This is a genomic window from Microbacterium azadirachtae, assembly GCF_000956505.1.
In the GTDB taxonomy this organism is placed as follows: Bacteria; Actinomycetota; Actinomycetes; order Actinomycetales; family Microbacteriaceae; genus Microbacterium; species Microbacterium azadirachtae_A.
Genome location: NZ_JYIX01000037.1, coordinates 25,301 through 52,199 on the forward strand (window position 1 = coordinate 25,301; position 26,899 = coordinate 52,199).

The 26,899-nt window shown below is 69.3% G+C and carries 23 protein-coding genes; 17 read left to right on the forward strand and 6 right to left on the reverse strand.

What is annotated here, in order from left to right; all coding sequences use genetic code 11:
- Positions 1-18 precede the first annotated feature (18 nt).
- The 11 genes from RS86_RS19920 to RS86_RS12985 all read left to right on the forward strand — a co-directional run bounded on the left by RS86_RS19920 (position 19) and on the right by RS86_RS12985 (position 14,915).
- A complete protein-coding gene (locus RS86_RS19920) occupies positions 19-3,915 on the forward strand; it encodes a LamG-like jellyroll fold domain-containing protein (protein ID WP_052680251.1) in 3,897 nt (1,298 codons plus the stop codon).
- A gap of 68 nt (positions 3,916-3,983) precedes the next feature.
- The gene (locus RS86_RS12940) at positions 3,984-4,454 is read left to right on the forward strand and encodes a hypothetical protein (RefSeq protein WP_045272686.1); all 471 of its coding nucleotides are present in this window, start codon (positions 3,984-3,986) and stop codon (positions 4,452-4,454) included.
- Positions 4,455-4,534: 80 nt separating this feature from the next.
- Positions 4,535-4,870, forward strand: coding sequence for a hypothetical protein (locus tag RS86_RS12945; RefSeq protein WP_045272687.1), 336 nt, complete (start codon positions 4,535-4,537; stop codon positions 4,868-4,870).
- A 169-nt stretch (positions 4,871-5,039) separates the two neighbouring features.
- Complete coding sequence (locus RS86_RS12950) at positions 5,040-6,962, forward strand: S53 family peptidase (protein WP_045272688.1); 1,923 nt, start codon at positions 5,040-5,042, stop codon at positions 6,960-6,962.
- Positions 6,963-7,254: 292 nt separating this feature from the next.
- A complete protein-coding gene (locus tag RS86_RS12955; protein ID WP_052680252.1) occupies positions 7,255-8,283 on the forward strand; it encodes a YncE family protein in 1,029 nt (342 codons plus the stop codon).
- A 148-nt stretch (positions 8,284-8,431) separates the two neighbouring features.
- Positions 8,432-9,994 (forward strand): ABC transporter substrate-binding protein, encoded by a 1,563-nt coding sequence (locus tag RS86_RS12960; RefSeq protein WP_152642171.1) that lies wholly within the window; start codon positions 8,432-8,434, stop codon positions 9,992-9,994.
- 60 nt (positions 9,995-10,054) lie between these two features.
- Positions 10,055-10,972: an ABC transporter permease gene (locus tag RS86_RS12965; protein ID WP_052680253.1), complete on the forward strand. Its 918-nt coding sequence runs from the start codon at positions 10,055-10,057 to the stop codon at positions 10,970-10,972.
- Positions 10,969-11,859 (forward strand): ABC transporter permease, encoded by an 891-nt coding sequence (locus tag RS86_RS12970; protein ID WP_082076767.1) that lies wholly within the window; start codon positions 10,969-10,971, stop codon positions 11,857-11,859. The genes RS86_RS12965 and RS86_RS12970 overlap by 4 nt, the downstream gene beginning before the upstream one ends.
- A 1-nt stretch (position 11,860) precedes the next feature.
- Entirely contained in the window at positions 11,861-12,892 is a 1,032-nt protein-coding gene (locus RS86_RS12975) for an ABC transporter ATP-binding protein (RefSeq protein ID WP_200892806.1), read from the forward strand.
- Positions 12,889-13,704: an ABC transporter ATP-binding protein gene (locus RS86_RS12980; RefSeq protein WP_052680255.1), complete on the forward strand. Its 816-nt coding sequence runs from the start codon at positions 12,889-12,891 to the stop codon at positions 13,702-13,704. The genes RS86_RS12975 and RS86_RS12980 overlap by 4 nt, the downstream gene beginning before the upstream one ends.
- An 11-nt stretch (positions 13,705-13,715) precedes the next feature.
- Entirely contained in the window at positions 13,716-14,915 is a 1,200-nt protein-coding gene (locus RS86_RS12985) for a metal-dependent hydrolase family protein (RefSeq protein WP_045272691.1), read from the forward strand.
- An 11-nt stretch (positions 14,916-14,926) separates the two neighbouring features.
- Here RS86_RS12985 and RS86_RS12990 read toward each other — a convergent pair whose 3' ends face one another.
- Positions 14,927-15,643: a response regulator gene (locus RS86_RS12990; RefSeq protein ID WP_045272692.1), complete on the reverse strand. Its 717-nt coding sequence runs from the start codon at positions 15,641-15,643 to the stop codon at positions 14,927-14,929.
- Positions 15,640-17,295 (reverse strand): ATP-binding protein, encoded by a 1,656-nt coding sequence (locus tag RS86_RS12995; protein ID WP_052680256.1) that lies wholly within the window; start codon positions 17,293-17,295, stop codon positions 15,640-15,642. Before RS86_RS12995 ends, RS86_RS12990 begins: the two co-directional genes overlap by 4 nt.
- Positions 17,296-17,457: 162 nt before the next feature.
- Between RS86_RS12995 and RS86_RS13000 the strand changes: the two genes are divergently transcribed.
- From RS86_RS13000 to RS86_RS13010, 3 genes are all read left to right on the forward strand, one after another.
- Positions 17,458-18,312 (forward strand): ABC transporter ATP-binding protein, encoded by an 855-nt coding sequence (locus tag RS86_RS13000; RefSeq protein ID WP_045272693.1) that lies wholly within the window; start codon positions 17,458-17,460, stop codon positions 18,310-18,312.
- The gene (locus tag RS86_RS13005; RefSeq protein WP_200892807.1) at positions 18,309-19,223 is read left to right on the forward strand and encodes an ABC transporter permease; all 915 of its coding nucleotides are present in this window, start codon (positions 18,309-18,311) and stop codon (positions 19,221-19,223) included. Before RS86_RS13000 ends, RS86_RS13005 begins: the two co-directional genes overlap by 4 nt.
- Positions 19,224-19,294: 71 nt before the next feature.
- Positions 19,295-20,395, forward strand: coding sequence for an ABC transporter substrate-binding protein (locus RS86_RS13010; RefSeq protein ID WP_045272694.1), 1,101 nt, complete (start codon positions 19,295-19,297; stop codon positions 20,393-20,395).
- Positions 20,396-20,498: 103 nt separating this feature from the next.
- On the opposite strand, the gene RS86_RS20990 is transcribed toward RS86_RS13010, so the two are convergent.
- Both RS86_RS20990 and RS86_RS13015 read right to left on the reverse strand, forming a co-directional pair.
- Entirely contained in the window at positions 20,499-20,732 is a 234-nt protein-coding gene (locus RS86_RS20990) for an HNH endonuclease (RefSeq protein ID WP_235281772.1), read from the reverse strand.
- Positions 20,729-21,841: a DUF222 domain-containing protein gene (locus RS86_RS13015; protein WP_235281773.1), complete on the reverse strand. Its 1,113-nt coding sequence runs from the start codon at positions 21,839-21,841 to the stop codon at positions 20,729-20,731. Before RS86_RS13015 ends, RS86_RS20990 begins: the two co-directional genes overlap by 4 nt.
- Before the next feature lie 252 nt (positions 21,842-22,093).
- Between RS86_RS13015 and RS86_RS13020 the strand changes: the two genes are divergently transcribed.
- Positions 22,094-23,158 (forward strand): metallophosphoesterase family protein, encoded by a 1,065-nt coding sequence (locus RS86_RS13020; protein ID WP_200892808.1) that lies wholly within the window; start codon positions 22,094-22,096, stop codon positions 23,156-23,158.
- A gap of 84 nt (positions 23,159-23,242) precedes the next feature.
- Here the strand turns inward: RS86_RS13020 and RS86_RS13025 are convergent, their stop codons facing one another.
- Together RS86_RS13025 and RS86_RS13030 are read right to left on the reverse strand one after the other, a co-directional pair.
- Positions 23,243-24,553 (reverse strand): hypothetical protein, encoded by a 1,311-nt coding sequence (locus RS86_RS13025; RefSeq protein WP_152642172.1) that lies wholly within the window; start codon positions 24,551-24,553, stop codon positions 23,243-23,245.
- Positions 24,554-24,696: 143 nt separating this feature from the next.
- Positions 24,697-26,067 carry an MFS transporter gene (locus tag RS86_RS13030; RefSeq protein WP_045272696.1) on the reverse strand — a complete coding sequence of 457 codons (1,371 nt, stop codon included), beginning with the start codon at positions 26,065-26,067 and terminating at the stop codon, positions 24,697-24,699.
- 194 nt (positions 26,068-26,261) lie between these two features.
- On the opposite strand from RS86_RS13030, the gene RS86_RS13035 reads away from it, so the two are divergent.
- Positions 26,262-26,678 (forward strand): hypothetical protein, encoded by a 417-nt coding sequence (locus RS86_RS13035; RefSeq protein ID WP_152642173.1) that lies wholly within the window; start codon positions 26,262-26,264, stop codon positions 26,676-26,678.
- The gene (locus RS86_RS13040) at positions 26,678-26,890 is read left to right on the forward strand and encodes a helix-turn-helix transcriptional regulator (protein ID WP_045272698.1); all 213 of its coding nucleotides are present in this window, start codon (positions 26,678-26,680) and stop codon (positions 26,888-26,890) included. The genes RS86_RS13035 and RS86_RS13040 overlap by 1 nt, the downstream gene beginning before the upstream one ends.
- The last annotated feature ends 9 nt before the right edge of the window (positions 26,891-26,899 follow it).

Consider the following 26,899-nt stretch of genomic DNA (forward strand, 5'->3'; position numbering starts at 1 on the left):
GATCCGATGGAGTCCCGCATGCCCCACCAGCGCCGGCGTCTGCGCCGCCTCGCCCTCGCCGCCCTCGCAGGCGCCGCCGTCGTCGTCTCGACGTTCGCGGCGACGCCCGCGGCGGTCGCGGATCCGATCCCCGCACCGTCGTCCACGGCCGCCCCGACGCCCGCTCCCGCCCTGGAGCCGTCGTCGTCGCCGACCGCGGATCCTGCGCCAGAGCCGACGACCGCACCCGCACCCGCGACGACCGCACCCGCACCCGCGACGACCGCACCCGCCGCGACCGCGGCGCCGGCTCCGCGCGCTGCCGTGCCGGGAGCGATCTCGCCCGTCGCGGCGTACACCTTCGACGCCGACAACGGGTCGACCGTGAAGGACGTCTCGGGCAACGGCAATGACGCGCGCTGGGTCGGATCCCCGGGCTACCGCCCCGGCGTCTCGGGATCCGCGGCGACGATCGGCCTCGGCACGAACTACGTGAAGCTGCCCCTGGTCGCCGGGAAGACCGACGGCGCCGCGAGCTTCTCCTACGAGTTCTGGATGTCGGAGCAGAACCGCACCTCCTACGGCACGCTCATGAGCAACCAGGACTTCGCCTCGTGCAACAACGCGGGACTCACGCTCTACAACCAGACCACGCAGGGCGTGCTGCAGGCGTGCTGGGGCACCACGGCGGGCGGCACGAAGCGCTACATCAACGGGGCCTCGCCGAACATCGCCGGATCCTGGCACCACGTGGCCGTCACGGTCGACCGCACAGCGAACGTCATCATCGTCTACACCGACGGGGTCGAGACCAAGCGCTCGGCCGCCGGCGAGGTGACCGCGTCCACGAACCTGAAGAGCGGGCTCGCGTTCAACATCGGCGGGTTCAGCGGCAGCGAGAAGGACGTCAGCGACGGCTACGTGAACGCCGCGATCGACGACCTCCGGTTCTACGACGCGGTGCTGCCGTCGGCTCAGGTCGCCGACGACTACGCGACGCTCAAGCCCGACTCCGGCACCTACACGGTCGCCTTCGACGGCAACGGCGCGACCTCGGGCGCCATGGCGGCGCAGACATTCACGATCGGCACGGCGTCGACGCTCGCGGCCAACGGCTTCGTCCGCCCCGGCTACCAGTTCCAGGGCTGGGCGCTGAGCGCGAAGGGCCAGGTCGTCTACGCCGACGGGCAGTCGGCCGCGGACCTCACGGTCCGCGCGAACACCACGGTGACGCTCTCCGCGATCTGGAGCCGGCTGCGGGCGGCGGGCGACACGGTCGCCCCGTTCGCCTCCTACGATTTCGAGACCGGTGACGGCGCCGCGATCCCCGACTCCTCGGGACGCGGCAACGACGCGAGCTGGTCCGGATCCCCGTCCTACGTCGCCGGCACCACCGGCAAGGCGGCCTACGTCAACGCGCCGGACGGCAGCACGCGCGGCGTGCACTTCTTCTCCCTGCCGCTGGTCCCCGGCCACACCGACGGCTCCGGCAGCTTCTCCTACACGTTCTGGCTCAAGGAGGCCTCGTCGAGCTCCGACTCGCCGATCGTCTCGAACCAGGACTTCCGGCACTGCTACAACCGCGGCGCGACCCTCTACAACACCGCGGGCAGCCCCGGCATCCTGCGCGGCTGCTTCGGTCAGAACGGGACGTCCACGACGCAGAACTACCTCGCCGACGCGAGCCGCACGTCCGTCATCGGATCCTGGCATCACGTCGCCCTGGTGGTGGACCGCTCCGCCAGCACGATGACCACGTTCGTCGACGGCGAGCAGACTGCGCAGAGCACGAGCCTCGGCTCCGGCTTCTCCCTGGTCAGCGGCTATCCGTTCCGGGTCGGCGCGGAGGGATCGCTGCTCGACGACGGCGACGGCTTCGTGAACGCGGCGATCGACACGTTCGACTTCTACGACCAGGCGATCTCGGCCGCGCAGATCCAGAACGATTACATGGCCACGCACTCCGGCGACGTCGTTACGGACGGATCCACGCTCGCCCGCGGCTTCGCGTCCGGCGTGCTGCGCGCGCCCTCGGTGCGTGCGGGCGGTGCGGTCTCGCAGACCGTCGCCGGTCTCTGGAACGGCGGATCCGTGACCTCGTACACGAAGGTCGAGGGCGACGGCTGGCTGAACGTCGACGCGCAGGGCGTCGTGACCGGAACGGCGCCGACGACGGCGCCGGCCGACCCGGGCTATCTCACGATCGAGGCCACGGACGGCACGACCACGGCCCGCATCGAGGTCGAGGTCCCCGTAGTCGCGGCCGATGCTGCTGCGCCGTTCGACGCGGTGACCTGGAACCTCTGGGACGCCGGCGGGCACGTCAACGACGCCGCCCTGAAGAACCTCGCCGTGATCGCCGAGAACGGCTTCGACGTGATCGGCGTGCAGCAGGACGGCGGCACCGCCGCGACCGCCCTCGCGAAGGCGCTCGGCTGGAACGCGCTCGAAGGACCGGGCGGCGTGGGACTGCTCTCGCCCCACCCGCTCAGCGCGCGCACCGTCGTCGGGGACCAGCCGGGCCTCGGCGCCACCGTGGACGTGCTCGGCCGGAAGGTGCGGGTCTGGACCATGGGTCTGGACCGCACCGGCTACGGGCCCGAGGCCGCGTGCCTGGACGGCGTGACCGACCCGGCCGCGCTCGTCGCAGCGGAGCACGGCAGCACCCGCTACGCCCAGGTCGGCGCGCTCGCGGCGGCCATCGCGACCGAGACCTCCGCGGCGACGCCTGTCGTCGTCCTCTCGGATCTGGAGTCGCCGTCCGGCGCGGACTGGACCGTCGCCACGGCCGACGCGCACTGCGGCGTCGGTGCGGTGGACTGGCCCGTGCCCGCCCGCCTGCAGCAGGCCGGCCTCGCGGACGCGTATCGCACCGCGAACCCCGACGCGGTCGCCGACGCCGGCGACACCTGGTCGCCGCTCGTCGTGAAGACGCCGTCGGGCGCCGATGAGCCGCAGGACCGCATCGACACCGTGCACTACGCCGGCTCGGCGCTGCGCGTGCTCGGCGCGAACACGGTCGTCGCCGGCTGGCCCTCGCCGACCGCGGTGCTCCGCAACGCCTGGGCGAGCAACCACCGCGCCGTGGTGGCCTCGTTCGCGCTCGGCAAGGGTGCTCCGGATCCGTCCTCGCTGCCCGCGGTGGTCGCGAGCGCCGACGGCCGCACGGTCACGCTGCACACGGTCCCGGCGGGATCGGCGGGCATCGAGTACCGCGTCGGCGGCGGCGCCTGGCAGTCCTATGCCGCGCCGTTCGCGGTGCCGGGCACGGCCGCCTCGCTCGTCGAGTACCGCGCCACGGACCAGGGCGTGAGCGGGCCGATCTCAGGCCTCACGCTCGCAGCGACCGGCGCCGATGCGGCACAGGACGTGCAGAGTCTCGGCACCGCGAAGACCGTGCTGCGCGGCGAGGCCATCACCGGTCTCGGCGCGAGGGTGGTCGACGCGGCCGGCAACGGGGTCTCCGGCGCCGACGTGGTGTTCACGATCTCGGGCGGCGCGTTCGCCGGGGGAGCGACCACCGCGACCGTCTCCAGCAACGCGGCCGGCATCGCGGTCGTGCCGAGTGCCACTGCCGCGACGGCGGGAACGGTGACGATCACCGCGGCGTTCCGCGATCGCACCGCGACGCTGCCCCCGATCACCGTCGTCGACCCCGTCGCGACCCTGACCGCCGACGTCAAGGTCACGCCGGCCGTGGTCTCGGGCAAGGTCGTGCTCACGGTCGCGGTGACGAACACCGGATCCGCCGCCGCCGACGTGAAGATCGCCACCAAGTACGGCACCAGGACGTATCCGGCGGTCGCGCCGGGGGCGACGGTGTCCTACGGATTCAGCACCATGCTGGCCGCGATCCCCGCGGGCACCGCGACCGTCACCCTCACGAGCGGATCCGGCATGGCCACGATCCCGACGCCCTACCCGGCCGCGCGATGAGCGCGGTCACCCGATCCCGTCCACCGCGCACCCGACGCCGCGGAGACACCCACGCAGGAGGAAGCACCATGACGAACCACCGCACGGCGATGGACGAAGAAGGCGCTCTTCGGAGTGACCGCGGATGGACCAGACGACGTGCCATCGTCGCCGGGGCCTGGTCGGTGCCGGTCATCGCGGCGGCGGTCGCGCTGCCGCAGGCCTCGGCATCGGCCGCGATCACGGTCGATCTCCTCGGCGCCGTGGACGACGCGCAGACCTACCCGTTCTCTGCCGCGGGGGACACCGCGCCGCTGATCTTCCAGGTCGCCGGTTCCGGGCCGATCCCCGCCGACGGCACGGCGGAGCTGGTCAACGCCGGAGGGATCGCGTCGTGGGATGAGTCCGTCCTGTTGCAGGGCGCCCTGGCCTCCGCCTCGATCGACACGGACGGGACCCTGATCCTCCCGATCGTGGCGCTCGCCGCGGGCACGTTCTCGGTGCTGGTGCACGTGGGGACGGTGACGCGGACCTTCGTGATCACCCTGGTGCAGGCGTGAGGCGGGCGGCGGGGGCGGTTGCGCTGCTGGCGGTGCTCCTCCCCGTCGTCCTGAGCGGCTGCACTGTGGGCGGACCAGGAGTGGCGAAGCCGTCGGCCCCGTCATCCGCCGACGCCGCGCAGCACGGTCCGGCGATCCGCGTCGTCTCCCCGGAGGGTGCGGTGAAGCTCGGCGACGAGGTGCGGCTCGTGATCCGCGCGACCGACGACGGCGCACCCCTCGCGGAGCGCGACGCGACCTTCGAGGTGCTGTCGGGGCCGGCGACGTACCCGGGCGGATTCGAGACCTCCGCCACGGATTCCGACGGGGTGGCGAGTTCGCTCGGACTACACGCGGAGGGGTCGGGGCGGGTCACGATCAGGGTCGCCGTGGGAGGGATCCGCAGCGATCTCACGATCGACATCGCCACCCCCTGACCCGAGTCTCGAACGGCGGGAATGCGTCGGCTGGGAGAACCCGATGCGTGCGCTGTGAGCCGAGGCCCAAGAGGCCGGAGCCTCTCGCGCCGCTCCCTCGCACGGGAATAGCATCACCCTCGGTCACCGGCGACCGCCGAGGACCGAACTTGATGTCTGGAGATCCCGGATGCGTAGAAAAGTCCTCGGTGTCACCCTCGCGGTCGTCGCCACCGTCGCTGCCACCTTCGCCGGAGCGGGCGCCGCGAGCGCGGCGCCGCCGCCCCCGAGCCAGAGCCCGATCCCGAACTCGACGCCGGGCTGGCTCAAGAACGCGACCAAGGGCGGACCGGCCAGCGGTGCGGTGAGCGCCCGCGTGTACCTCGCACCGGCCGGCGGCATGGATGCCCTGGCCGCGCTCGCGACCGCCGTCTCGACACCTGGATCCACGCAGTACCGGCACTTCCTCTCTGCCGACCAGTACCACGCGACGTTCGACGCCTCGTCGTCGACCGTCGATGCGGTCACCTCATGGCTGCAGGGCGCGGGGCTCAAGACCACGGTCGACCCGAGCCACCGGTACGTGGACGTCAAGGGCGGAGTGGGCAACGCGAACAAGGCGTTCGGCGTCACGATCTCGAACTACACCCACGACGGGCTCACCGTGCAGTCCCCGGACGGTGCGGCCAGCACCCCCGGCTCGCTCGCGGGCGCCGTCATCGCGGTGGACGGCCTGGACACCACTCCGTCGCTCGTGGAGCCGAAGACCCAGAAGCCGGCCCCGCCGGACGGCGGATTCCGCAACTCGCCGATCTGCGGCAAGACCTACGGATCCGCGAACCCGGGAAATCTGGCGACGCCCGACGGCACGACGCTCCCGGCGTTCGACGGCGCGACGCTTCCGTATTCGCCGTGCGGATACACGGGGCCGCAGCTGCGCGGCGCGTACGAGGCCGGTCTCACCGGCGGTCTCGACGGCACCGGAGTGACCGTCGCGATCACCGACGCCTACGCCTCGCCGACGGTCGAGGCCGACGCGAACCAGTACGCGACCGACACGGGTGACAAGCCGTTCGCCGCCGGACAGTTCTCGCAGAACGTGCCGAACGCGTACACCAACGTCAACAGCAACAAGTCGAATCACCAGTGCGGCATGGCCGGCTGGTACGGCGAGGAGACGCTCGACGTGGAGGCCGTGCACGCCATGGCTCCCGGTGCGAACATCCGCTACTACGCGGGCAAGAGCTGCATGGATCCGGATCTGCTTGACACGTTCACGCGCATCAACGACGAGAACGTCGCGAACATCGTCACGAACTCCTGGGGCGGGGCGGGCGACGTCGTGAAGCCGTCGCTGCTGCTCGCCTACCAGACGGCGTTCCTGCAGGGCGCCGCTCAGGGCATCAGCTACGTCTTCTCGAGCGGCGACGACGGCGACGAGGCAGCCCGCCTCGGTACGGCGCAGACCGACTATCCCGCCTCCGACCCGTACGTCACGGCCGTGGGCGGCACGTCGACGGCGATCACCGACCAGGGTCTCACCGGTGAGACCGGCTGGCAGACGTCGAAGTACGTGCTGAAGGACGGCGCCTGGACGCTGAGCGACGCGTTCCTCTACGGCGGGGGCGGCGGCTACTCGTCCAACATCGCCGAGCCGCAGTACCAGAAGGATGCCGGCATCGTGAGCCCCAACGGCGGCCGCGCGGTGCCCGACGTCTCGATGGACGGCGACCCCACCACGGGCATGCTCGTGGGCCAGACCCAGACGTTCACGGGCAAGGCCGCGTACGACACGTACCGCATCGGCGGCACGAGCCTCGCGTCCCCCTTGTTCGCGGGCATCACGGCGCTCAAGATCCAGGCGGCCGGCGGTGGCCTCGGCCTGCTGAACCCGACGATCTACGGCACGCACGGGCAGGGCTTCCACGACGTGACGGGGGCGGGCATCGACAAGGGCGCGATCCGCGTCGACTTCACGAACGGCCTCGACGCCTCGGGCGGCTACGCCTACTCGGTGCGCACGTTCGACGGCGCCACCACGACCCAGTCCGTCGGCACGGGCTGGGACACCGAGACAGGCTGGGGAAGCGCCAGAGCCGCCTGGGTGCAGTAGCGGTTCCACGACGCGAACCCGCCCGGTCCTCGAGGGGGCCGGGCGGGTTCGCGTCGTGCGGGCGTACAGCTGCGGAGAGCGGCTCCCTGGACGCGCCGCTGATGGTCGAAATCTGGTCGTTGTATACAAGAGGCTAAATGGAATACCATTTCGAGACCACTCGAAGCGGCGGGCCGAGTCCCGTCGCCGACGACGCGCGGGATCGTGCGATCCGCTCTCGAAGGTCTTCCGGATCCGCTCCGTGCTCGTCGGTGCCGAGTCGATCCGGAGCGCCCGGAGGAAGCGAGTACGCATGGTCATCCGCACCACCACCCCCGGACACGGCACGATCTTCGTGGTCACGGAGAGTCATGGGGACAAGATCGCCTTCGTCGATCTGACGTCGCCCGATGCGCCGGTGCAGTCGGAGACGGTCGTCGGCGAGGCGCCGTGGGCGATCGCGGTGCACGAGGCGTCTCGCCGCGCATACGTCAGCACGGCAGTAGGTCTCGCTATCGTCGACCTCGGTTCCCGGGAGCGCCTCGGGCTCGTCCCGTATCTGTCGCAGCCCGTGGACATCGCCTATGGCGAGGAGCGTCCGGGGGGCACGGGCGTCGTTGTCACTCCTGACGGATCGGCAGTGTATGTGGCTGTCACCCGCGCCGGAGAGAATTCCGCGGTCGAGCGCTTCGACACGGCGTCCGGCGCATTCACGGACACCCATGACGTGGGACTGCGCCCGTTCGACGTGCAGATCTCGCCCGCGGGGGACGAGATCTACACGATCGATCACGACTCGTTCACGCTGAACACGATCAGCATTCCGGAGCACATCGTCACCAGCACGGAGATCGCGCCGTTCGGCACCGAGGGCGGGCTGATGTCCCACTACAAGCCGCATTACGCTGCGGTGGCCGACGACGGCACGCTCTATCTCCCGTACCAGGGGCAGGGCCTCGTGGTCTATTCGCCCGGGACCCGCACGTATGAGACGCAGCCGATGACGGCGGACTCGCACCAGCACGGCGTGGGCCTGACCTCGGACGGGCGCCTCCTGGTGGTGGGGGTCGGCGCGATCGGCGGGGCGACCAAGGGGCCGAGTCTGACCATCCGCGACCTCGAATCCGGCGACGAGGAGGTGCTGCCGCTGCAGAAGGGGCACGAGAACGTCGTCGAGTGGCTGGATGCGCCGGACGGCCGGCGCAAGGCGATCCTCACCGGCGGATCCACCAGCCGCGGCCCGTGGGACGGCCTGGCGATCGTCGATCTGGACTCGCTCGCGGTCTCCGAGATCGCCGTGCCGGGTATGCCGCAGATGGGTGTTCTGATCGCGTCCTCGTAGCAGGAATCGATGATGTCAGGCTCTTGACATGATCGATTTTGTATACCAAACTCGGGTAGCGAAAGTAATGTATTACACACTACTTTCGCTACCCGACCTGTTTCCGTGCGCGCGCAGATGCTTCGCGCCCGGACGAAAGGAACCCGAAATGTCAATGAAGACACAGCGACGCGGGCGTCTCGTGGGCCTTGGCGCCGCACTCGCCGTCAGCACGGTGCTGCTGGCGGGCTGCATGGGCAACGCCGGCTCGACGAGCAGCTCCGCCGGCAGCGACGCGGCCACGACGGACAACGGTTCCGCGACCCTCGCGATGCCGACCGAGCCGGCCAACATCGACCCGATCATGATGCGCTCGTTGTCGGCCTGGAACATGTACTACGCGGTCTTCGACGGGCTCACCCGCATCGACGCCAAGGGCAAGATCCAGCCGGGGCTCGCGACGGATTGGAAGTCGAACTCCACTCAGGACGTCTGGACGTTCACGATCCGCAAGGGCGTGAAATTCCAGGACGGGTCCGAACTGAAGGTCTCGGACATCGTCTACACCTACGACAAGATCCTCGCCAGCGACAAGTCCACCAACCGCGTGGCGATCGCGATGATCAGCAAGGTCGAGGCCACGGACGACCACACGGTGCAGTTCACGTTGAAGAATCCCTTCAGCGCGTGGCTCAACCAGGTCGCGACGATCGGGATCGTGCCCGAGAAGGTGTACGAGGCGGAGGGGCCGGAGAAGTTCCCGAACGCTCCTGTCGGCACGGGCCCGTACTCTTTCGTCGCCTGGAACCATGGCGTGGATTACAAGGTCACCCGCAACGACGACTACTGGGGTGACAAGGCGAAGATCAAGGACATCACGTTCTCCTTCGTCGGCGCTCCGGACGCCCGTGTCACGGGTGTCGAATCCGGATCGCTGGACACCGCGATCATCCCGGCCAGCCAGGTCCCCGTCTTCGACGGCGCGGCGAACGCCAAGGTGATCGAGGCCGCGTCCAATCAGGTCGCGTTCATCGGTGTGAACACGACCGCCGGGGCCCTGTCGAACCTCAAGGTGCGGCAGGCCATCCCTCTCGCGATCGACCGCAAGTCGATCGTGGAAAGCCTGCTGAACGGCTATGCGTCGCCGACCGGTGAGCCGGTCGCGAAGGGTGTCACCGGCTACGTGGACGGGTTCTCCACACCGAAGTACGATCCTGCGGCCGCGAAGAAGCTCGTCGAGGAATCCGGCTACGACGGTGCGGAGATCACGCTGCAGTATCCGAGCACCGGCGGATCCCCGACCGACCCCGAGGTCGCGCAGGCGATCGCGGCGGACCTAGGCAAGGCGGGTCTGAAGATCAAGCTGGTGGGTGCCGAGCAGTCCAGCCTGAGCCTGAGCCTGGCCAACCACCAGATCACCGGGCTGTACCTGAACTACTGGTCCCCGTCGAGCATGGACGGAGACGTCGTGGTCAGCCAGCTGCTCGCCGGCGGTCCAGAGGACTACGCGCGCAGCCCGGAGATGGCGCAGGCGTACCTCGACCAGCAGGCGGCGAACGCGGACAAGCGCACCGACGTGTTCAAGAAGATCTGGGAGTGGAACGCCACGAACGTGTCGAACGTCCCGCTGTGGCAGAACACCAACGCGTACGCGACAGCGAGCACGATCTCCTGGACCCCGGCGGTGGACGGAATCTATCGCGCGGCCGAGATCGGCCGCGCGGCCAAATGACGTCAGCGCGCGGGCCCAGGGCCTCGGGCCCGCGCACTGATCTTCGCTGAGGAGACCTCCATGTCCTATGTCATCCGTCGCGTGCTGCAGGCCGTCGTGACCCTGTTCGTCGCGGTCACGATCGCCTTCGTCCTCGGACGAGCCTCCGGCAAGCCCGCAGCCCTGATCCTGACCGAGGGCGCGACCGCGCAACAGATCGACGATCTGAACGGCAGGCTCGGATTCAACGACCCGCTGCTCGTGCAGTACGGGCGCTACCTCGCCGGTCTGCTGCACGGTGACTTCGGCGTCTCCTACCGCAACCCTTCGCAGTCGGCGATCGGGATCATCCTGGAGCGGCTCCCCGCCACGACGACGCTCGCACTGACGTCCTTCGCGATCGGCCTGGCGCTGGCTGTCGTCGCCGCAGCGCTCGTCCACATCACCGGCAGCCACACCCTGCGCGCGATGTTCGTCTGGAGCGGGGCGCTGCGTTCGTCCGTGCCGGACTTCTTCTTCGGGGTGCTGCTCGTGCTGATCTTCGCTGTCGGACTCGGCTGGCTGCCGAGCCTCGGCTACACCGGTCTTCCCTCCTTCGTCCTCCCGGTGGCGACGATCGCCACTGCGCAGTTCGTGTTGTACGTGCGGCTGCTGGACTCGGCGCTCAGCGAACAGAGCACGGCGGAATACGTGCGCACGGCGTACGCGCGAGGGAAGAGCCACGCGGCAGTCGTTGCCACGGAGATGCTCCCCAACGCCTTCCTGCCGATCCTCACCGTGGCTGGGCTGAACCTGGCCGGCCTGCTCGGCGGCACGATCATCGTCGAACAGGTGTTCTCGTGGCCGGGCATGGGGGTCGCTCTGATCAGCGCCGTCAGCCAGCGCGACTTCGCCGTCGTCCAGGCGGGGCTGCTCGTGGTGGTGCTGATCTTCGTGGTCGTCAACGTCGTCGTCGACCTTCTCTACTCGCTCATCGACCCGAGGGTGAAACTCGCATGACCGACACAGTGGCAATGGCACAGGTGGCCGCAGGCTCGCGCCGCCGTCGCGTGCAGCTCAGCCCGGGACAGGGACGTTCGCTCTCCACCATCGGCGGCGCCATCGTGGTGCTCGTGATCGTCGCCATCATCGCCGTGCACTTCTGGCCCGGCTTCGACGCCTTCAGCCAGGATCTCGCACACGCCCGCCTCGGCCCGTTCGTGGACCCGACGCACCCGCTCGGCACCGATGTCGTCGGCCGCGACCTGCTCAGCCGGGTTGCGGCGGGCGGGCAGACGACGCTGCTCATCACGGCGGCGATCGTGCTCGTGAACTTCTTCGTCGGCACGGTGCTGGGTCTGCTCGCCGGGTTCTTCGGAGGCTGGGCCGACAACGTGATCGCCCTCGTCACGGACGTCAGCCTGGCCTTGCCCGCCGTGCTGCTGCTCATCGCGCTGTCGGCGATCTTCGGACCGAGCGCGCTGCTGATGATCCTCGTCCTCGGGCTCACGCACTGGATGAGCTTCGCCCGCCTCGCGCGGGCGACGGCCCTGTCGCTGCGGGGGCGCGACTTCGTGATGGCCCCGCGAATGCTCGGCGCCTCCTCTCTGCGCATCATCCGGACGCACATCCTGCCGCACGTGCTCCCGCAGATGTTCATCGTGGCGGTGACCAGCATCGGATCCGTGATCCTGCTGCAGGCCGGCCTGGACTACCTGGGCCTCGGCATCCAGCCGCCGGAGCCGACCTGGGGAGGGCTCGTGCTGGAGGGCCAGAAGTACATGCGCCTGTCGCCGTGGCAGGTGATCCTGCCCGGCCTCGCGATCTTCCTCGTGGTCGGCGGGACGACGTTCTTCAGCCAGCGATTCACGGCGGAGAGCACCCAGCCCCTCCGAAAGGTGCGGTGACATGCCTGCAGAAATGATCGAGATGCCGCCGCTCCTGGAAGTGCAGGGCCTCGTCGTGACCACGACCGGCTCGGACGGGAAGGTCGTCCGACTCATCGACGACGTGTCGTTCACCGTGAACGACGGCGAGGTCGTCGGGATCGTCGGGGAGTCCGGCTCCGGGAAGAGTCTCACCATGCTCGCCGTGATGGGCCTGCTGCCGTACGGCCTCGAAGTCGCTGAAGGGACCATCCGCTGGCGCGGCGAGAACATCGTCGGCCTGCGCGAGCGCGAGATGCGCGAGATCCGGGGCCGGGAGATCGGAATGATCTTCCAGGATCCGATGACCGCTCTCAATCCGCTGCGCAGGATCGAGTCGCAACTCGCCGAGGCGATCCGTCTGCACCAGAGGATGTCGCGCGCCGAGGCCAAGGGTCGAGTGCACGATCTGCTGGGCAGGGTCGGCGTGAAGGAGGCCGCGAAGCGCGCCCACGCATACCCGCACGAGTGGTCGGGCGGCATGCGCCAGCGCGCCGTGATCGCGATGGCGATGTCGAACGACCCCGCACTGCTCATCGCGGACGAGCCGACCACGGCGCTCGACGTGACCGTGCAGGCGCAGGTCATGAAGACGCTGGAGAAAGCGCGCGCCGAGCTGTCGTCCGCGCTCATCCTCATCACGCACGACCTCGGCCTCGCCGCGCAGAACGCCTCGCGGATGCTCATCATGTACTCCGGCCGGATCGTGGAGTCGGGCACCACCCGCGACATCTTCCTGTCGCCCGCCCACCCTTACACGCAGGGCCTCCTGAAGAGCCAGCTCACCGCGCGGGATGACCGCGCCTACGCCATCCCCGGCAACCCTCCCTCGCCCCGACTGCGCCCGTCGGGTTGCGCTTTCGCACCGCGCTGCGAACTGTCCCGTGGTCGGTCGATCTGCGTCGATGTGCGCCCGGCGCTCGAGCTGCGGCCCCACGGCTCGAGGTCGGCGTGCCACTTCGCCGAAGAGGTCGGGATCGCCGTTCCTGTCGAGCCCGTCGGATCGGAGGCATGATGTCGGACGCCACGGAAACTCCCGCAAGGCCGGGTTCCGAACCGCTGATCGAGGTCTCCGACCTGCACATCACCTACGGTCGTCGCGGCGCCATCCGCCGCGGGCGCGGGGTGCAGGCCGTGCAGGGCGTGAGCCTCACACTCACTGCGGGACGCACGCTCGGTCTCGTCGGCGAGTCAGGCTGCGGCAAGTCGACCCTGATCCGCTCGCTCTTCGGGCTCAGCCCGGTCGCGTCGGGCACGATCCGCGCGTTCGGAAAGGACATCACCCGGATCCCGCCGCGTCAGCGGCGCCAGTTCGGTGGCCGGATGCAGATGGTGTTCCAGGACCCGTACTCGGCCCTGGACCCGCGGATGACCGTGCACGAGATCGTCGCGGAGCCTCTGCGCATCACAGGCGCGTACGACCGCAGGGCGATCGACGAGCTGCTCGACCGGGTCGGAGTGAGCGCCGAGATGGCCGCGCGGCGGCCGGGCGAGTTCTCCGGCGGGCAGCGGCAGCGAGTCGGAATCGCCCGTGCGCTGGCGCTCAACCCGAAGGTGCTCGTGCTCGACGAGCCGGTGTCGGCGCTGGACGTGTCGATTCAGGCGCAGATCCTGAATCTGCTCGACGACCTGCAGAAGGACCTCGACCTCTCGTACCTCTTCGTCTCGCACGACCTCTCCGTCGTGCGTCACGTGGCCGACGATGTCGTGGTCATGCAGGCGGGTCGGTTCGTCGAGGAAGGCCCGATCGGGCAGGTCTTCGACCACCCCGAGCACCCCTACACCCGCACTCTGCTCGATTCGATCCCCCACGTCGACTTCGCCTGAGAGGATCCGCCATGCCGCTGAGGATCGATCCGGGATCCGCGCCCGCACCCTCGACCGTCGTGCTGCGCGATGCCGCGATCCTCGACGTCGAGACCGGCGAGGTGTCCGCGCCGCGCACGATCGTTGCGCGGGACGGGGGCATCGTCGAGATCTCGAAGTCGACGCGCAGCGTCCCGGATGCGGCCGAGTTCTCGCTCGCCGGAACGACGGTGCTGCCCGGGCTGATCGACGCCCACGCGCACGTCACGCAGGCTTCGGGCGATTTCGCCGAGATCCTCTCCTGGTCGCCGGGCTATCACGCCGCGCGCACCGCGCAGGAGCTGCATCGCATGCTGCTCCGCGGCTTCACCACGGTGCGCGACATGGGCGGCGCGGACACCGGGGTTCGCCGCGCCGTCGAGGAGCGCCTCATCACGGGCCCGCATCTCAGAGTCGGCGGTCCGATCTTCGCGCCTACCGGCGGGCACGCTCTCACCAGGGTGATCGACGGCGAGGTCGAGGTGCGGCGGGCGCTGCGCGCGGAACTCCGCGACGGTGCCGACCACATCAAGCTGACGCTCTCCGGCGGAGTGATCTCGAAGATGCGGATCGACTCACTCGGATTCTCCGAGGCAGAGATCCTGGCCGCGGTCGACGAGGCGAACCTGGCGCACCGCTACGTCGGTGCCCACGTCTATTCGGCCGAGTTCGTGGCGCGCGCGCTGCGCCTCGGCGTGCGCACGATCGAGCATGGCAATTTCCTCGACGACGCGTGCGTTGCGCTCTTCCTGGAGGGGGACGCGTTCTACGTGCCGACGCTCGCGACGTTCTGGGCGATCGTCGAGGGGCACACCGGTCAGCACCTCGACGCGGCCAAGCGCGCCGCGGTCGTCGAGGTCTTCGAGCGCGGACTCGAGTCGCTCGCGCTCGCGGATCGCGCCGGAGTGAAGATCGGGTACGGCACGGATCTGCACGGCGAGGGGCTCGCGTTCCAGCTCGAGGAATTCGCGATCCGCGGCCGGGTGCAGGATCCCCTCGCGGTCATCCGCTCGGCGACCGTCGTCGGGGCGGAGATCATCGGCGAAAGCGGTCGTGTCGGCGTGGTCCGCGAGGGGGCTCGAGCCGATCTCATCGCGGTGGCGGGCGACCCGGTGGAGGATCTGTCCGTGCTTTCCTCCGGCGACGCGCTGCGATTCGTGCTCACGGACGGGGACCCGATCCCGCGCGGCTGAGCCCAGCCGGCTCAGCGTGCTCGCCGCACCGCGTAACGGTGCTCCGGACGCCCGGTGCTGCCGTAGCGCAGCTCGAGGCGGACGAGGCCGGACTGCTCCAGCTGGGTGAGCGCGCGCTGCGCGGTGGTGCGGCTGATCCCGATGGCGGAGGCGATCTCCTGCGCCGACACGTCCGCGCGCTGGGCGGCCACCGCATCGAGCACGGCCTGCAGGGTCGGCGCGAGCCGGCGCCCCTCCTCGGCCGGGGGAGCCGAGGTCGGCCGGAGCAGGTCGAACAGGCGGTTCACGTCGTCCTGCGTGGCCGCGTCGCCGAGCGCGGCGATCCGCTCCTGCGCGTGCCGGTACGCCGTGAGGCGCTCGGCGAGCTCTGCGAAGCCGAACGGCTTCACCAGGTAGTGCAGCGCGCCGAGCTGCACCGCGCGGCGCACGGTGGCCACGTCGTTCGCGGCCGAGATCACGATCACCGCGGGGGCGGATCCGGAGTTCGTCGCAGGATCCGGATCCGCGAGCAGCTGCCGCACCACCTCGAGCCCGTCCCCGTCGGGCAGGTACACGTCCATGAGCACCAGATCCGGTCGCAGGTCCCTGGCCTGCCGCAGTGCTTCGGCGGCGGATCCGGCCTGACCGACCACGCGGAAGCCGGGCACCGCCTCGACGAAGCCGACATGAACGCTCGCCACGCGGAAGTCGTCATCGACGACGAGCACCGTGAAGTCCGGATCCGTCATCGTGAGCCCTCCTGCCTCGGGGACCCGGTCGTCGAGCGAGCGCCGGAGCGCGGGATCACCACGGTGAACGCGGCCCCGGCGTCGCTCGCGAGCGTGACCGTGCCGCCGAGCCTGCTCGCGGTCGTGTGCACGAGCGACAGTCCGAGCCCGCTGTGCCGTGCGCCCTTCGTCGCGCTGCGCGTGCCCAGGTATCGCGAGCCGCGCTTGGTCGTGTAGCCGCTCTCGAAGATGCGCGGCACGGAGCCGTCGGGCACGCCGGGTCCGTTGTCGGCGACACGCACCGTCAGGGACTCCGTGGTCTCCACGATCGCGACGGTCACGCGGCGCGGAGCCGGGGAGTCGGACAGCGCGTCGAAGGCGTTGTCGATCAGGTTGCCGAGGATCGTGACGAGCGCCTGCAGCCGGTCGGGCGAGGATCCGAGGTCCGTCTCGGGGGCGATCACGAGGTCGATCCCGCGCTCGTTCGCCTCTGCGGCCTTGCCGAGCAGCAGGCCGACGATCATGGGCGCCCCCACGTGTGTGCGCAGGGTGCGGTCGAGGTCGGCCGAGGTGCCGCGGATCTCGTTGAGATACTGCAGAGCCTCGTCCGTGCGGCCCAGCTCGAGCAGCCCCGCGACCGCGTGCATCCGGTTGGAGAACTCGTGCTGCTGGGCGCGGATCGATTCGGCGAAGCTGCGCTCGCCGTCGAGTTCCTGGGTGAGCCCGGTCACCTCGGTGCGGTCCTGCAGGGTGAGCACCGCACCGTGCGGTCGCCCGGCGAGGGTGACGGGCATGCGGTTGAGCACGAGCACGCCCGCGTCGGTCACGGCGATCGCGTCCTTCACCTCTGTCGTGCCCGTGAGGGCGTCGCGGATCGGACTCGCGACGAGCACGTCGTCCAGGCGGCGCCCGCGCGCGCCCTCCGGCAGGTTCAGCAGACGCTGGGCCTCGTCGTTCACGACCGTGATCCGCCCCGAGGGATCGATCGCGATGACGCCCTCGCGGATCCCGTGCAGAGTCGCCTCGCGCTCCTGCAGCAGCCGGGCGATCTCGTCGAGCTCGAGGCCGAACGTGCGGCGTTTGAGCAGGGCAGCCAGCCCGAATGACACCGCCGTGCCGATCGCGAACGCGAGCACGATCCAGGTCGCGTAGATCGGCAGCTGGCCGAGGAGCTCGGCGGCGACGCTCGACTCCCTGATGCCGACCGATACCTCGCCGATGACCGTGTCCGTCGAGCCATCGAACACGGGCACGCGGGCGTTGGCGGTCGTGCCGGTGGATCCGACGTCCGTGGCGCGATGCACCTTCCCGTCGCGGGCGACGACGTCCTCCGTGACCTTCTTCCCGATCAGGGCGGGGTTCGGATGCGAATGCCGCACGCGGTCCATGTCGATGACCACGACATAGGCGGCGCCCGTGCGCTTCTCGGTCGCCGTCGCGAGCTGCTGCACGTCGTCGTCGCAGACCGAGCCCCCGGAGGAGAGGCAGTTCTGCACGGCCGGCATCTCGGCGAAGGTCTGCGCGATGTCCGCCGCGCGGTCCTGGTAGTCGCTGGTGAGGTTGGCGCGTGCGGTGACCGCGAACAGCACGAAGCCGATCAGCAGGGAGGCGCTGAGGATCGCGACCTGAGCCAGGAGGATCAGGGTCGACAGTCTTCGGATCCGTCGTCGCATCACACCGGATTCTCTCACTGCGGGCCGTGCGGCGGCTCTGCGCAGAACGCCCAAAAGGTGCGGGAACGCCCACAACGACGCGCAATGCGCGCAAGCGAGACAGCCGGTCCCCCTGGCGGCGAACATCGATCCCACACCACCGCAGGACAGAGAGGTCTCGACATGGGTGACACACGAGCGACGGCAGGATCCGTCGCCGACACGACGGGCGAAGCCGCCCGCATCGACATCGTCGGGCTGACGAAGCGCTTCCTGACGCCGAAGGGGCAGACCTTCACCGCGATCCGCGACGTGACGCTGAGCGTCGAGCCGGGACAGTTCTGCGCGATCGTCGGGCCGACGGGCTGCGGCAAGTCGACGACGCTCGCGCAGGTCTCAGGGCTGGAGCGCCCGAGCGCCGGATCCGTGAGCGTCGGGGGACGCATCGTGGACGGCATCACGCAGGGCGTCAGCTACATGTTCCAAGCCGATTCGCTGTTCCCCTGGAAGACCGTGCTGAACAACGTCATGGTCGGCCCGGTCCTCACCGGCACCCCGAAGAAGGAGGCGACGGCGCTCGCCCTGGACTGGCTGCGCCGCGTCGGCCTGGCCGGCTTCGAGGACCGCTACCCGCACCAGCTCTCCGGTGGCATGCGCAAGCGCGTCGCGATGGCGGCGGCGCTCATCAACCGGCCGCGGATCCTGCTCATGGACGAGCCGTTCGGCGCGCTCGACGTGCAGACCAAGGCGATCATGCAGACCGAGCTGCTGCAGCTGTGGGAGGAGTCGCGGCCCTCCGTGCTCTTCATCACGCACGATCTCGACGAGGCGGTCGCCCTCGCCGACCGGGTGGTCATCATGACCTCGAGCCCCGGCACCGTGAAGGACGTGTTCGAGATCGACCTTCCGCGTCCGCGCGGCGACGTGCAGCAGATCCGGCACGAGGGGCGCTTCCTCGAGCTGCAGGGCCAGATCTGGGAGTCCCTGCGCGAAGAGGTCGACCGGGCCTACGCGCAGACCGCGGCGGTGGCAGCATGACCGCCGCGACCGTTCGCATGCCGTCTGCGGACGCCACCGGACGTCCCTATGCGAGCACGGTGAGCGAGCCGGAGCAGAGCGAGGCCGAGCTTCAGGCAGCCGGGCGCCGCGCCCGCCGCCGCCACACCGTCTGGGTGTGGGTCGGCCGCATCGGCGTCGCCGTGGTCGTCTTCGGCGGCTGGCAGCTGTTCACCGCCATGGGCTGGGTGGACAAGTTCTTCTTCGGCCAGCCCACCGCGGTGTGGGACAGCCTCGTGCACCTGTTCACCGTGGGCACGGCCTTCGGATCCATCTGGGAGAACCTGTGGGTCACGGTGCAGGAGGCGCTGCTGGGCTTCGCGGTCGGCACGCTCGCGGGCATGGTCGTCGGCATCCTGCTCGGCAGCAACCGGTTCCTCGCGGAGGTGTGCGGCCCGTACATCAAGATCATCAACGCGATCCCGCGCATCGTGCTCGGCTCGATCTTCATCGTCGCGTTCGGTCTCGGGATGCCCGCCAAGGTGCTCCTCGCCGCGGTCCTGGTGTTCTTCGCGGTCTTCTTCAACGCCTTCCAGGGCGTCCGAGAGGTGGATCCGAACCTCATCTCGAACGTGCGGGTCCTGGGCGCATCGCCCCTCCAGGTCGCCCGTCACGTCACGATCCCGTCCGCGATGACCTGGATCATCGCGAGCCTGCACACCGCGTTCGGCTTCGCCATCATCGGCGCGCTGGTCGCCGAGGTGCTCGGCGCGCAGCGCGGCATCGGCCTGATCATCAGCCAGGCGCAGGGGTCCTTCGACCCGAACACCGTGTTCGCCTGCATGGTCATCATCGCCGTGTTCACCCTCGTCGCGGAATTCCTCATCTCGCTGCTCGAGAAGCAGGTGCTGCGCTGGCGCCCGCCGACGCGCTCCGAGGCGTCGTCGATCTGAACTCTCCCTCCCCTCGAAATCCCTCCTCACCAGGAACGCCGGCCCGATCGGCGCAACGAAAGGAAACCCACATGAACAAGCGCGGCATCGTCGCCGTCGCGGCGGCCGGAGCACTGATGCTCGGCCTCGCAGGCTGCAGTGGCGGAGCATCCGGATCCTCCGGGTCCAGCACCGCCGGAGCGAACGGCTCCTCTCCCGAGACCGTGAAGATCATGGTCGGCGGCATCGACAAGCAGATCTACCTGCCGTACAAGCTCGCCGAGCAGCTCGGCTTCTACAAGAAGTTCGGCGTGAACGTCGAGCTCTCCACGGAGCAGAACGGCGGCGTCGGCGCGGAGGACGCGATGATCTCCGGCCAGGTCGACTTCGCCGGCGCCTGGTACAACCACACGATCGAGCTGCAGCCCAAGGGCAAGGAGGTCATCGACGTCGTGCAGCTGTCCGGAGCGCCCGGTGAGCGCCTGATGTGCACCGACAAGAGCGGCGTGAAGAGCCCGTCCGACATCAAGGGCAAGAACATGGGCGTCACCGACCTGGGATCCGGCACCGACAAGCTCACCCAGTTCATCGCCCACAAGGGCGGACTGTCCACGAGCGACTACCAGACGGTCGCCGTTCACGCTGGCGCGACCGCGATCGCCGCGCTCAAGCAGGGCTCCGCGGACTGCGCGATGACCACGCAGCCGACCGTGACCGCGCTCACCACGCAGAAGGTCGCCGACACCGTCGTGGACCTCGCCACCACCGAGGGTGCGCAGAAGGCGCTCGGCGGGGCATGGCCGGCGGCGGGGCTCATCGGCAACGCGTCCTGGGTGAACAAGCACAAGGACGCCACGCAGCGGGTCGTGAACGCCCTGGTCGCCACGATGCACTGGATCGACGAGCACTCCGCCGCGGACATCGCGAACAAGCTGCCCGCCGACTACGTGAACAACTCCACGATCACCAAGGACCAGTACGTCGCCGGTCTCACCACAGACAAGGGCCAGTTCCTGCCCGACGGCATCATGCCCGCCGGCGGCCCCAAGACGGTGCTGGACATGGAGAAGCAGCTGGGCCTCGACACGTCGAAGATCGACATCTCGAAGACGTTCACGAACGACTACGCCCAGAAAGCCAACAAGGACGCCGGCACGAAGGTGACGACGACCCCGGCCGGCTCCGCCGGCTGATCCGGATCCGGTTCCGGTTCCGCAGATCAGGCAGAGGATGGCGGGCGCTCCCCAGGGCGCCCGCCATCCTCGTGCCGGTCGTCTCTCAGACGAGCATCGTCCGTCAGGCGAGCAGTTCGGTGCGGGCTCGTCCGCCGAGCCGGGGCGTGCGGAGCGGATCCGTCGAGGGAGGTGGCAGGAACCAGACCTTCGCCCGCACGCCGATACCCTCGATGCGGATGTCCCGCCCGTTGTCGTGGATGAGGTGATGACAGGTCTCGCAGAGGAGCACCCCGTTGTCCAGATCGGTGCCGCCGTGATCCCGGGCCCACCACTCGATGTGGTGGGCTTTCGTCATCCCGGGGGGTAGTCCGCAGAACGCGCACCCGCCGTCGCGTTCGGCGAGCGCGAGTCGCTGGGACGCACTGAAGAAACGCTGTCTCCGGCCCCAGTCGAGGATCTCGCCCTTCGTCCCGCACACCAGGGGATGACTCCGCCGCCGGCGGCCATCCTCCGCACCGTCGTGGCGCTGACGGGCTGCTCGATGCCGTCGATGAGGCCGTGACCGGTGCCGTTCCTGAGGTCGTCGAGCCCGATGCGCACGACGACGCTCGCCCCGTTGAGGGACGAGGTGCTCTCACAGGTCAGCGCGTGCTCGGCGAGATGTACGAGCGCGTCGGCCTGGATGGCGGCCACGGAGCGCCGGTCCGCCTCGGGAGCGGACGGGTCGCGCCCGTCGCGCTTCGCGGCGAACTCGGCCGAGACGAAGCCCTGGATCGCGGCCTTGACCGGGGCGCCCCGCGCGGGGTCGAGAGTCGCGTTGATATGGAGCATCCCGTCGCGCTCGAACATCGACAGCGATGCCCTGGCGCGCAACTCGTCTTCGCGAGGGGCGACGCCGTCGGGATCGAGCTGCGCCTCCAGGCGAGTGATCATAGTGCGGACGCCGTCGTGGGACAGCCCGGGCGCCCGCTCGATGAGGGTCCGCTCGGCGTCCGCCACCCGCGTCGCGCCGATCGCGAGACGGATCTTCTCCAGGAACGTGATGATCGCGATCGCCGAGGCTGCGCTCAGCCGCCCGTCGTGCACTGCGGCCTGCACCAGCGGGAACCGCGAGGGGCGCGCCTCCCCGAGGAGGTTCGTCTGCGGGGCGATCGCCTCTCCGACCTTCACCAGTCGTGCGGCCTCTCCCGTGGAAGCACCGGTCGTGGTGGCGATGAGCTGCGCCGCATTGCGGAAGCCCTGCTGCTTGGCGAGCGATTGCGGGCCGAGCTCGGCCCGGGACTCGTACGAGATCCTGCTGCCGACCTCGGAGTGCAGGCCCTCCGAGACCCGCTTCACCAGACCGAGGGCATCGTTGACGGCCAGCATCTGAGCGCGGCTCAGGTCCGCAGACGTCCTAGCGGCACCCCACGCATCCTGGAGGACGCGGGTCGCCTCCAGGAGGGGATCGAGTGTGCTGGTCATGTCCCGAGTCTACCGATTCTAGAAGATAGCTTCGAAAGTTATCCACAGGGGGAAGAGGTCCGCGAGGGCCGAGAGTCATGAGGCGAGCGGGTCGGATCCTTCGCCGGGTCGGGCCCAATGTGCACACTCGGCGGAGCGTTTCGGCCGGAGTCGCCCGGCGATGCTGTCTCGTCGCCGTCCGTTCACTCCCTGTTCTGGCGCCTTTGCTGATCTCGACATCGACAGTCGATTCTGCGACAGCAAAGGAACATCGTGATCTCTCGACGCTCACTCATCACCACCGGCGCGGCGGCCGGAGCGCTCCTCGCCGTGGAGACCGCGGCCTCGGCGTCCGCGCGCATCCTGCCGGCCGGCAACGGCAACGGCAACGGTCAGGGAGACGACAACGACCAGGGCGGCGGATCCGTCACCTCCTTCAACGTCATCAGCGATATCCAGGGCGACCTCGCCGACTTCGCGGTGGCGCTGCAGGACATCGCGCAGATCAACCCGAGGAGCAGGGGCATCGCGATCGCCGGCGACATCACTCCGCGCGGCTACGACTTCGAGTACGCGCAGGTGAGCAAGGTCCTCGCCGCCAACCCGGCGCCGAAGTCGCTCGCCTGGGCGATCGGCAACCACGAGTTCTACGTGCCGAAGTACTCCGACCCGAACACGCTCGCCCAGGCCACCTGGCCCAACGGGACAACCGAGGACTCGCTGTTCAAGAGCTTCTACACCTTCGCGGGCCGCAACAGGACCTACAACGAGCAGGTCTTCGGCGACATCCCCGTGCTCATGATCGGCACCGAGAAGTACATGCACTACCACGACGCCACCCTCTGGGACGAGGTGTGGATGAGTGACGCGCAGTTCGCCTGGCTCGAGGACCGGCTCTGGTACTGGCGCGGACGCAAGCGCCCGGTCATGGTGATCAGCCACCACCCGCTGCCGAACACGGTGTCCGGCTCGCGGAACAAGCTCTACATGTCCGACTACCTGCAGACCGACCGTCTGCTGGGTCTTCTCGGACGTCACCCCGATGTGTTCCTCTTCACGGGCCACACGCACTGGGATCTCGCGCTCTCCGACTGGTACGCGCGCCGCATCGTCCCGGGATCGGGCAACCTCGACGGCTTCAACGTCGTGAACACCGGCGCGATCCAGACCGGCTGGACCGACAACGGAACGGGCGGCGAGGCCGTTGTCCCCGGTGGGTTCAACCAGGGGCTCCAGGTCGAGGTCGGCGCCAAATCGGTCACGATCAAGGCGCGCGACTTCCAGCGCAAGGAGTGGATGAAGCAGGTCAGGATCCCGCTGTCCACCCAGTGGTCCTGACCCGCGCACCCGACGGCACAGAAACCTGACATCACGGAGAAGAGCCGGGAACTCCTCGCGGAGCTCCCGGCCCTTCTGCGCGCGCTACTTCTTCTTCTTGCCCGGGGGCTGGGTCGTCGGCGCCGGGGTCGACGGTGCGGCGGACACGCCCAGCGTCACCCGGTAGATCGTGGACTCGGACGTTCCGATGTACGCATCGGATCCGGACACCGCGAGGGAGAACGAGCCGACGGGGTTCTGAATGGTCGTCGTCCCGTGCGCGAACGGCTCGCCGAGCGGGTTCTGGAAGGTCGCCCTGGTCTGCCAGGACACCCCGTCCGTCGAGGAGGAGATGAACGACGTCGTGCCGGACGAGTTCTGGCTGAGCGCGTACAGCGTGCCGCCGTCCCGGAAGAGATCGACGACCTGGCCGGGCATGGCGGCGTAGGTCGGAGCGTACTTCCCCGAAGGGCGTGTGTCCTGCGGCTGCACCCACACGCCGTAGCCCGAGCCGCTGAGCGCGAAGCGGGAACCGCCCTGCACGATGTTGCCGTTGAACACGATCGTCCTCGCTCCGTCGAAGCGGGTCCCGCCGAGCACACCGGGGACGTCTCTTCCGGTGAAGCCGACGCCGCCGCCCTGGGGGAATGTGCTCCAGATGCCGCCCTTCCACGCGTCGACCGGCTGGACGACGCCGTTGTCGAGCGTCGCCTGGGCGTAGAGCGTGTCGCCGGCGACGGTCAGCTGGTAGTAGCGGTCGTAGCCGATGGCTGCGCTGCCGGAGTCGCGCGCCTTCTCGATCGTCCAGGTCGCTCCGCCGTCCGTGGATTTCTTGATCACGGCGAGCTCGTTCGCGGGGCCGTACACGGCCTTGTCCGGGTTGAGCACCTGTCCGGCGAGGAACAGCGTGCCGCCGATCTTGGCGACGTCGAACACGTGCTCGAACGGCGTCCCGAAGACGTAGTGCCAGGAGCCGCCGGAGCCTGTGGCGTACCCGACGTTCGCGTCCCACGCGAGCTTCGGATCGATGTCGGGGGCGTAGAGGTCGCCGTCGAAGGTGCGGAAGTGGCCCACGGCCTCGCCGTTGAGGGTGAAGCGGTCCGTCGCCGCACCGGTGGCGAGGTCGTAGGACATGATCTCGGTGGGCCCGGTGTTCAGGCCGTAGTCGCCGTACCCGGTGTAGAGCTGGCCGGCGACGATCGCGAGATCGCTGATCGGCATCTTGGGGCGGATCGTGTTGTCGTGCGCCGGGGCATTCGTCGCGAACAGCACCGGAGCGGCATCGTCCGCGCTCGCCGCGGAGGGGACGATGAGCGTCGCGCACGCGATCAGAGCCAAGGCGGGCAGGCCGATCCGAAGAGTGATGGATGGCCGGAAACGAGCGGCCGTGGGGGTGCGCGGGGAGGCGCCTCTCATGTGTGTTCCTTCTGTCCAGTCCCCAGGCTTGTTGAGTCCCCAGACCGATATCCCAGGATGAGACTACGGGAGGTAGGGCCTCGCCGAGTACAGCGAACGGCGACGCCCCCAGAAGGAGCGCCGCCGTTCGGTCGGAGAGTGCCTCAGCGCCGCCGCATCGCGCCCTCCGGGGAGACCACGGTGCCCGCCAGGCGCGAGCGGTCGTCGGCATCGAGGGCGCGCAGATCCGCCCCCTTCGTCTCCCGCGCGGCCGCCACGGCGACGAGCGTGATCGCACAGGCGATGGCCACGTAGATCGCGACCGGAACGCTCGATCCGTACTGCGCGAGCAGGCTCGTCGCGATGATCGGCGCCAGCGAGCCGGCGAAGATCGACGTGACCTGGTAGCCGAGGCTGACACCGGAGTAGCGCATCCTGGTCGGGAACATCTCGGCCATGATCGCGGGCTGGCCCGCGTACATCGCGGCGTGGAAGACGAGCCCGAGGGCGATGGCCGCCCAGATGACGAGCGGGTTGCCGGTGTTCATCATGGGGAAGGCGAAGAAGCCCCAGGTGGCCCCGAGCAGGGCGCCGGCCGCATACACGGGCTTGCGGCCCCATCGGTCGGACAGTCGCCCGAAAAGCGGGATCACGAGGAAGTGCACGACGTGGGCGCCGGCCAGGATGAGAAGCGTCGCCGACGTCGCCTCCTTGACGGTCTGGGTGAGGTAGACGATCGAGAACGTGACCACCACGTAGTAGAGGATGTTCTCGGCGACGCGCAGGCCCATCGCGACGAGCACGCCCCGCGGGTAGCGGCGCACGACTTCGAGGGGACCGAAGCTCTTCGAGGCCTCCTGCTCCTGGGCCTGCTTCATCTCCAGGAAGATCGGCGCCTCGGTGACCTTGGTGCGGATGTACCAGCCGATGAGGACGATCACGGCCGACAGCCAGAACGCGATCCGCCAGCCCCAGCCGAGGAACGCGTCCTGCGGCAGGGTCGAGGAGAGCGCGAAGAGGACGAGCGTGGCGAGCAGATTGCCGACCGGCACCGCCGCCTGCGGCCAACTGGCCCAGAAGCCGCGCTGTTCGCGCGGGCTGTGCTCGGCGACCAGGAGCACGGCCCCGCCCCACTCGCCGCCGATCGCGAAGCCCTGCGCGAACCGCAGCAGGACCAGCAGGGCCGGAGCGAGGTACCCGACCTGTGCGAAGCCGGGCAGGCAGCCGATGAGGAAGGTCGCCGCGCCGATGATCAGGATGCTGACCTGCAGCAGCTTCTTGCGTCCGTACCTGTCGCCGAGGTGCCCGAACACGATCCCGCCGAGTGGTCGGGCGATGAACCCGATCGCATAGGTGACGAACGCCGCGATGATGCCGCTGAAGGGGTCGTCGGACGGCGGGAAGAACACCGTGCCCAGGACGAGGGTCGACGCCGACGCGTAGAGGAAGAACTCGTACCATTCGACGACCGTGCCCGCCATCGAGGCGGCCACGACCCGACGCAGGCCTGAGGGGGATGCTGTCTCGTACGCCATGTGTGTGCTCCTTTGCACGCTCGGAGACGTCTGTCGGTTCTCCAGCCTGAGCCGATGCCGTCGATGCGACAATGCCCATATGCGGCGGGCGGAGTGTGCAGAAATGCACACTGTCGGGCCGGAAGGCATCCTGTCAGAGCACGCCGATGACAAGTCTCCTTGACATGCCGAAATGGTGGACGTAACCTCGCTCCATGACAAGCGACCTTGACATGGAGGGGGAGTCTCCCTCCGAGCTGCGGCGACGCCGCGGGTTCCAGATCCGCATGTGGGTCGGGTCCGGGCTCTTCGTCCTGACCTTCTTCGCGCTCTCGGCTTGGGGGCATCAGTCGACGCCGTGGCGTTGGGTGCTGGTGGTGCTGCCGTTGATCCCGTTCGTCTGGATGGTGGCTGCGACCGTGCTGCGCGTGCGTCAGATGGACGAGTACCAGGTGAAGCTGTTCTTCCCGGGCCTCGCGGTCGGGTTCGTCGTGGCCATGCTCGTGTCGGTCGTGTTCGGCGTGCTCAGTTCCGCTGGTTTCGCGGTGCCGAACGGAGGATGGCTCATCTGCATCGCCGGCGTGCTGTCCTGGCAGATCACCAACCTCTTCACCGGCGCGCCCCACGCCTGATGCAGAACAGCATCCGCGCCGAACGCGAAGAACGGGGATGGACCCAGGCGGCGCTCGCCGAGCGGCTGGATGTGTCGCGACAGACCGTGGTCGCCCTCGAGACCGGGCGGTACGACCCCTCCCTCCCGTTGGCGTTCCGCATCGCCGACCTGTTCGGCAAGCGCATCGACGAGCTGTTCACGCCATCGACCACGCCGGCGCGAAAGCGGTAGGAGGGCTGC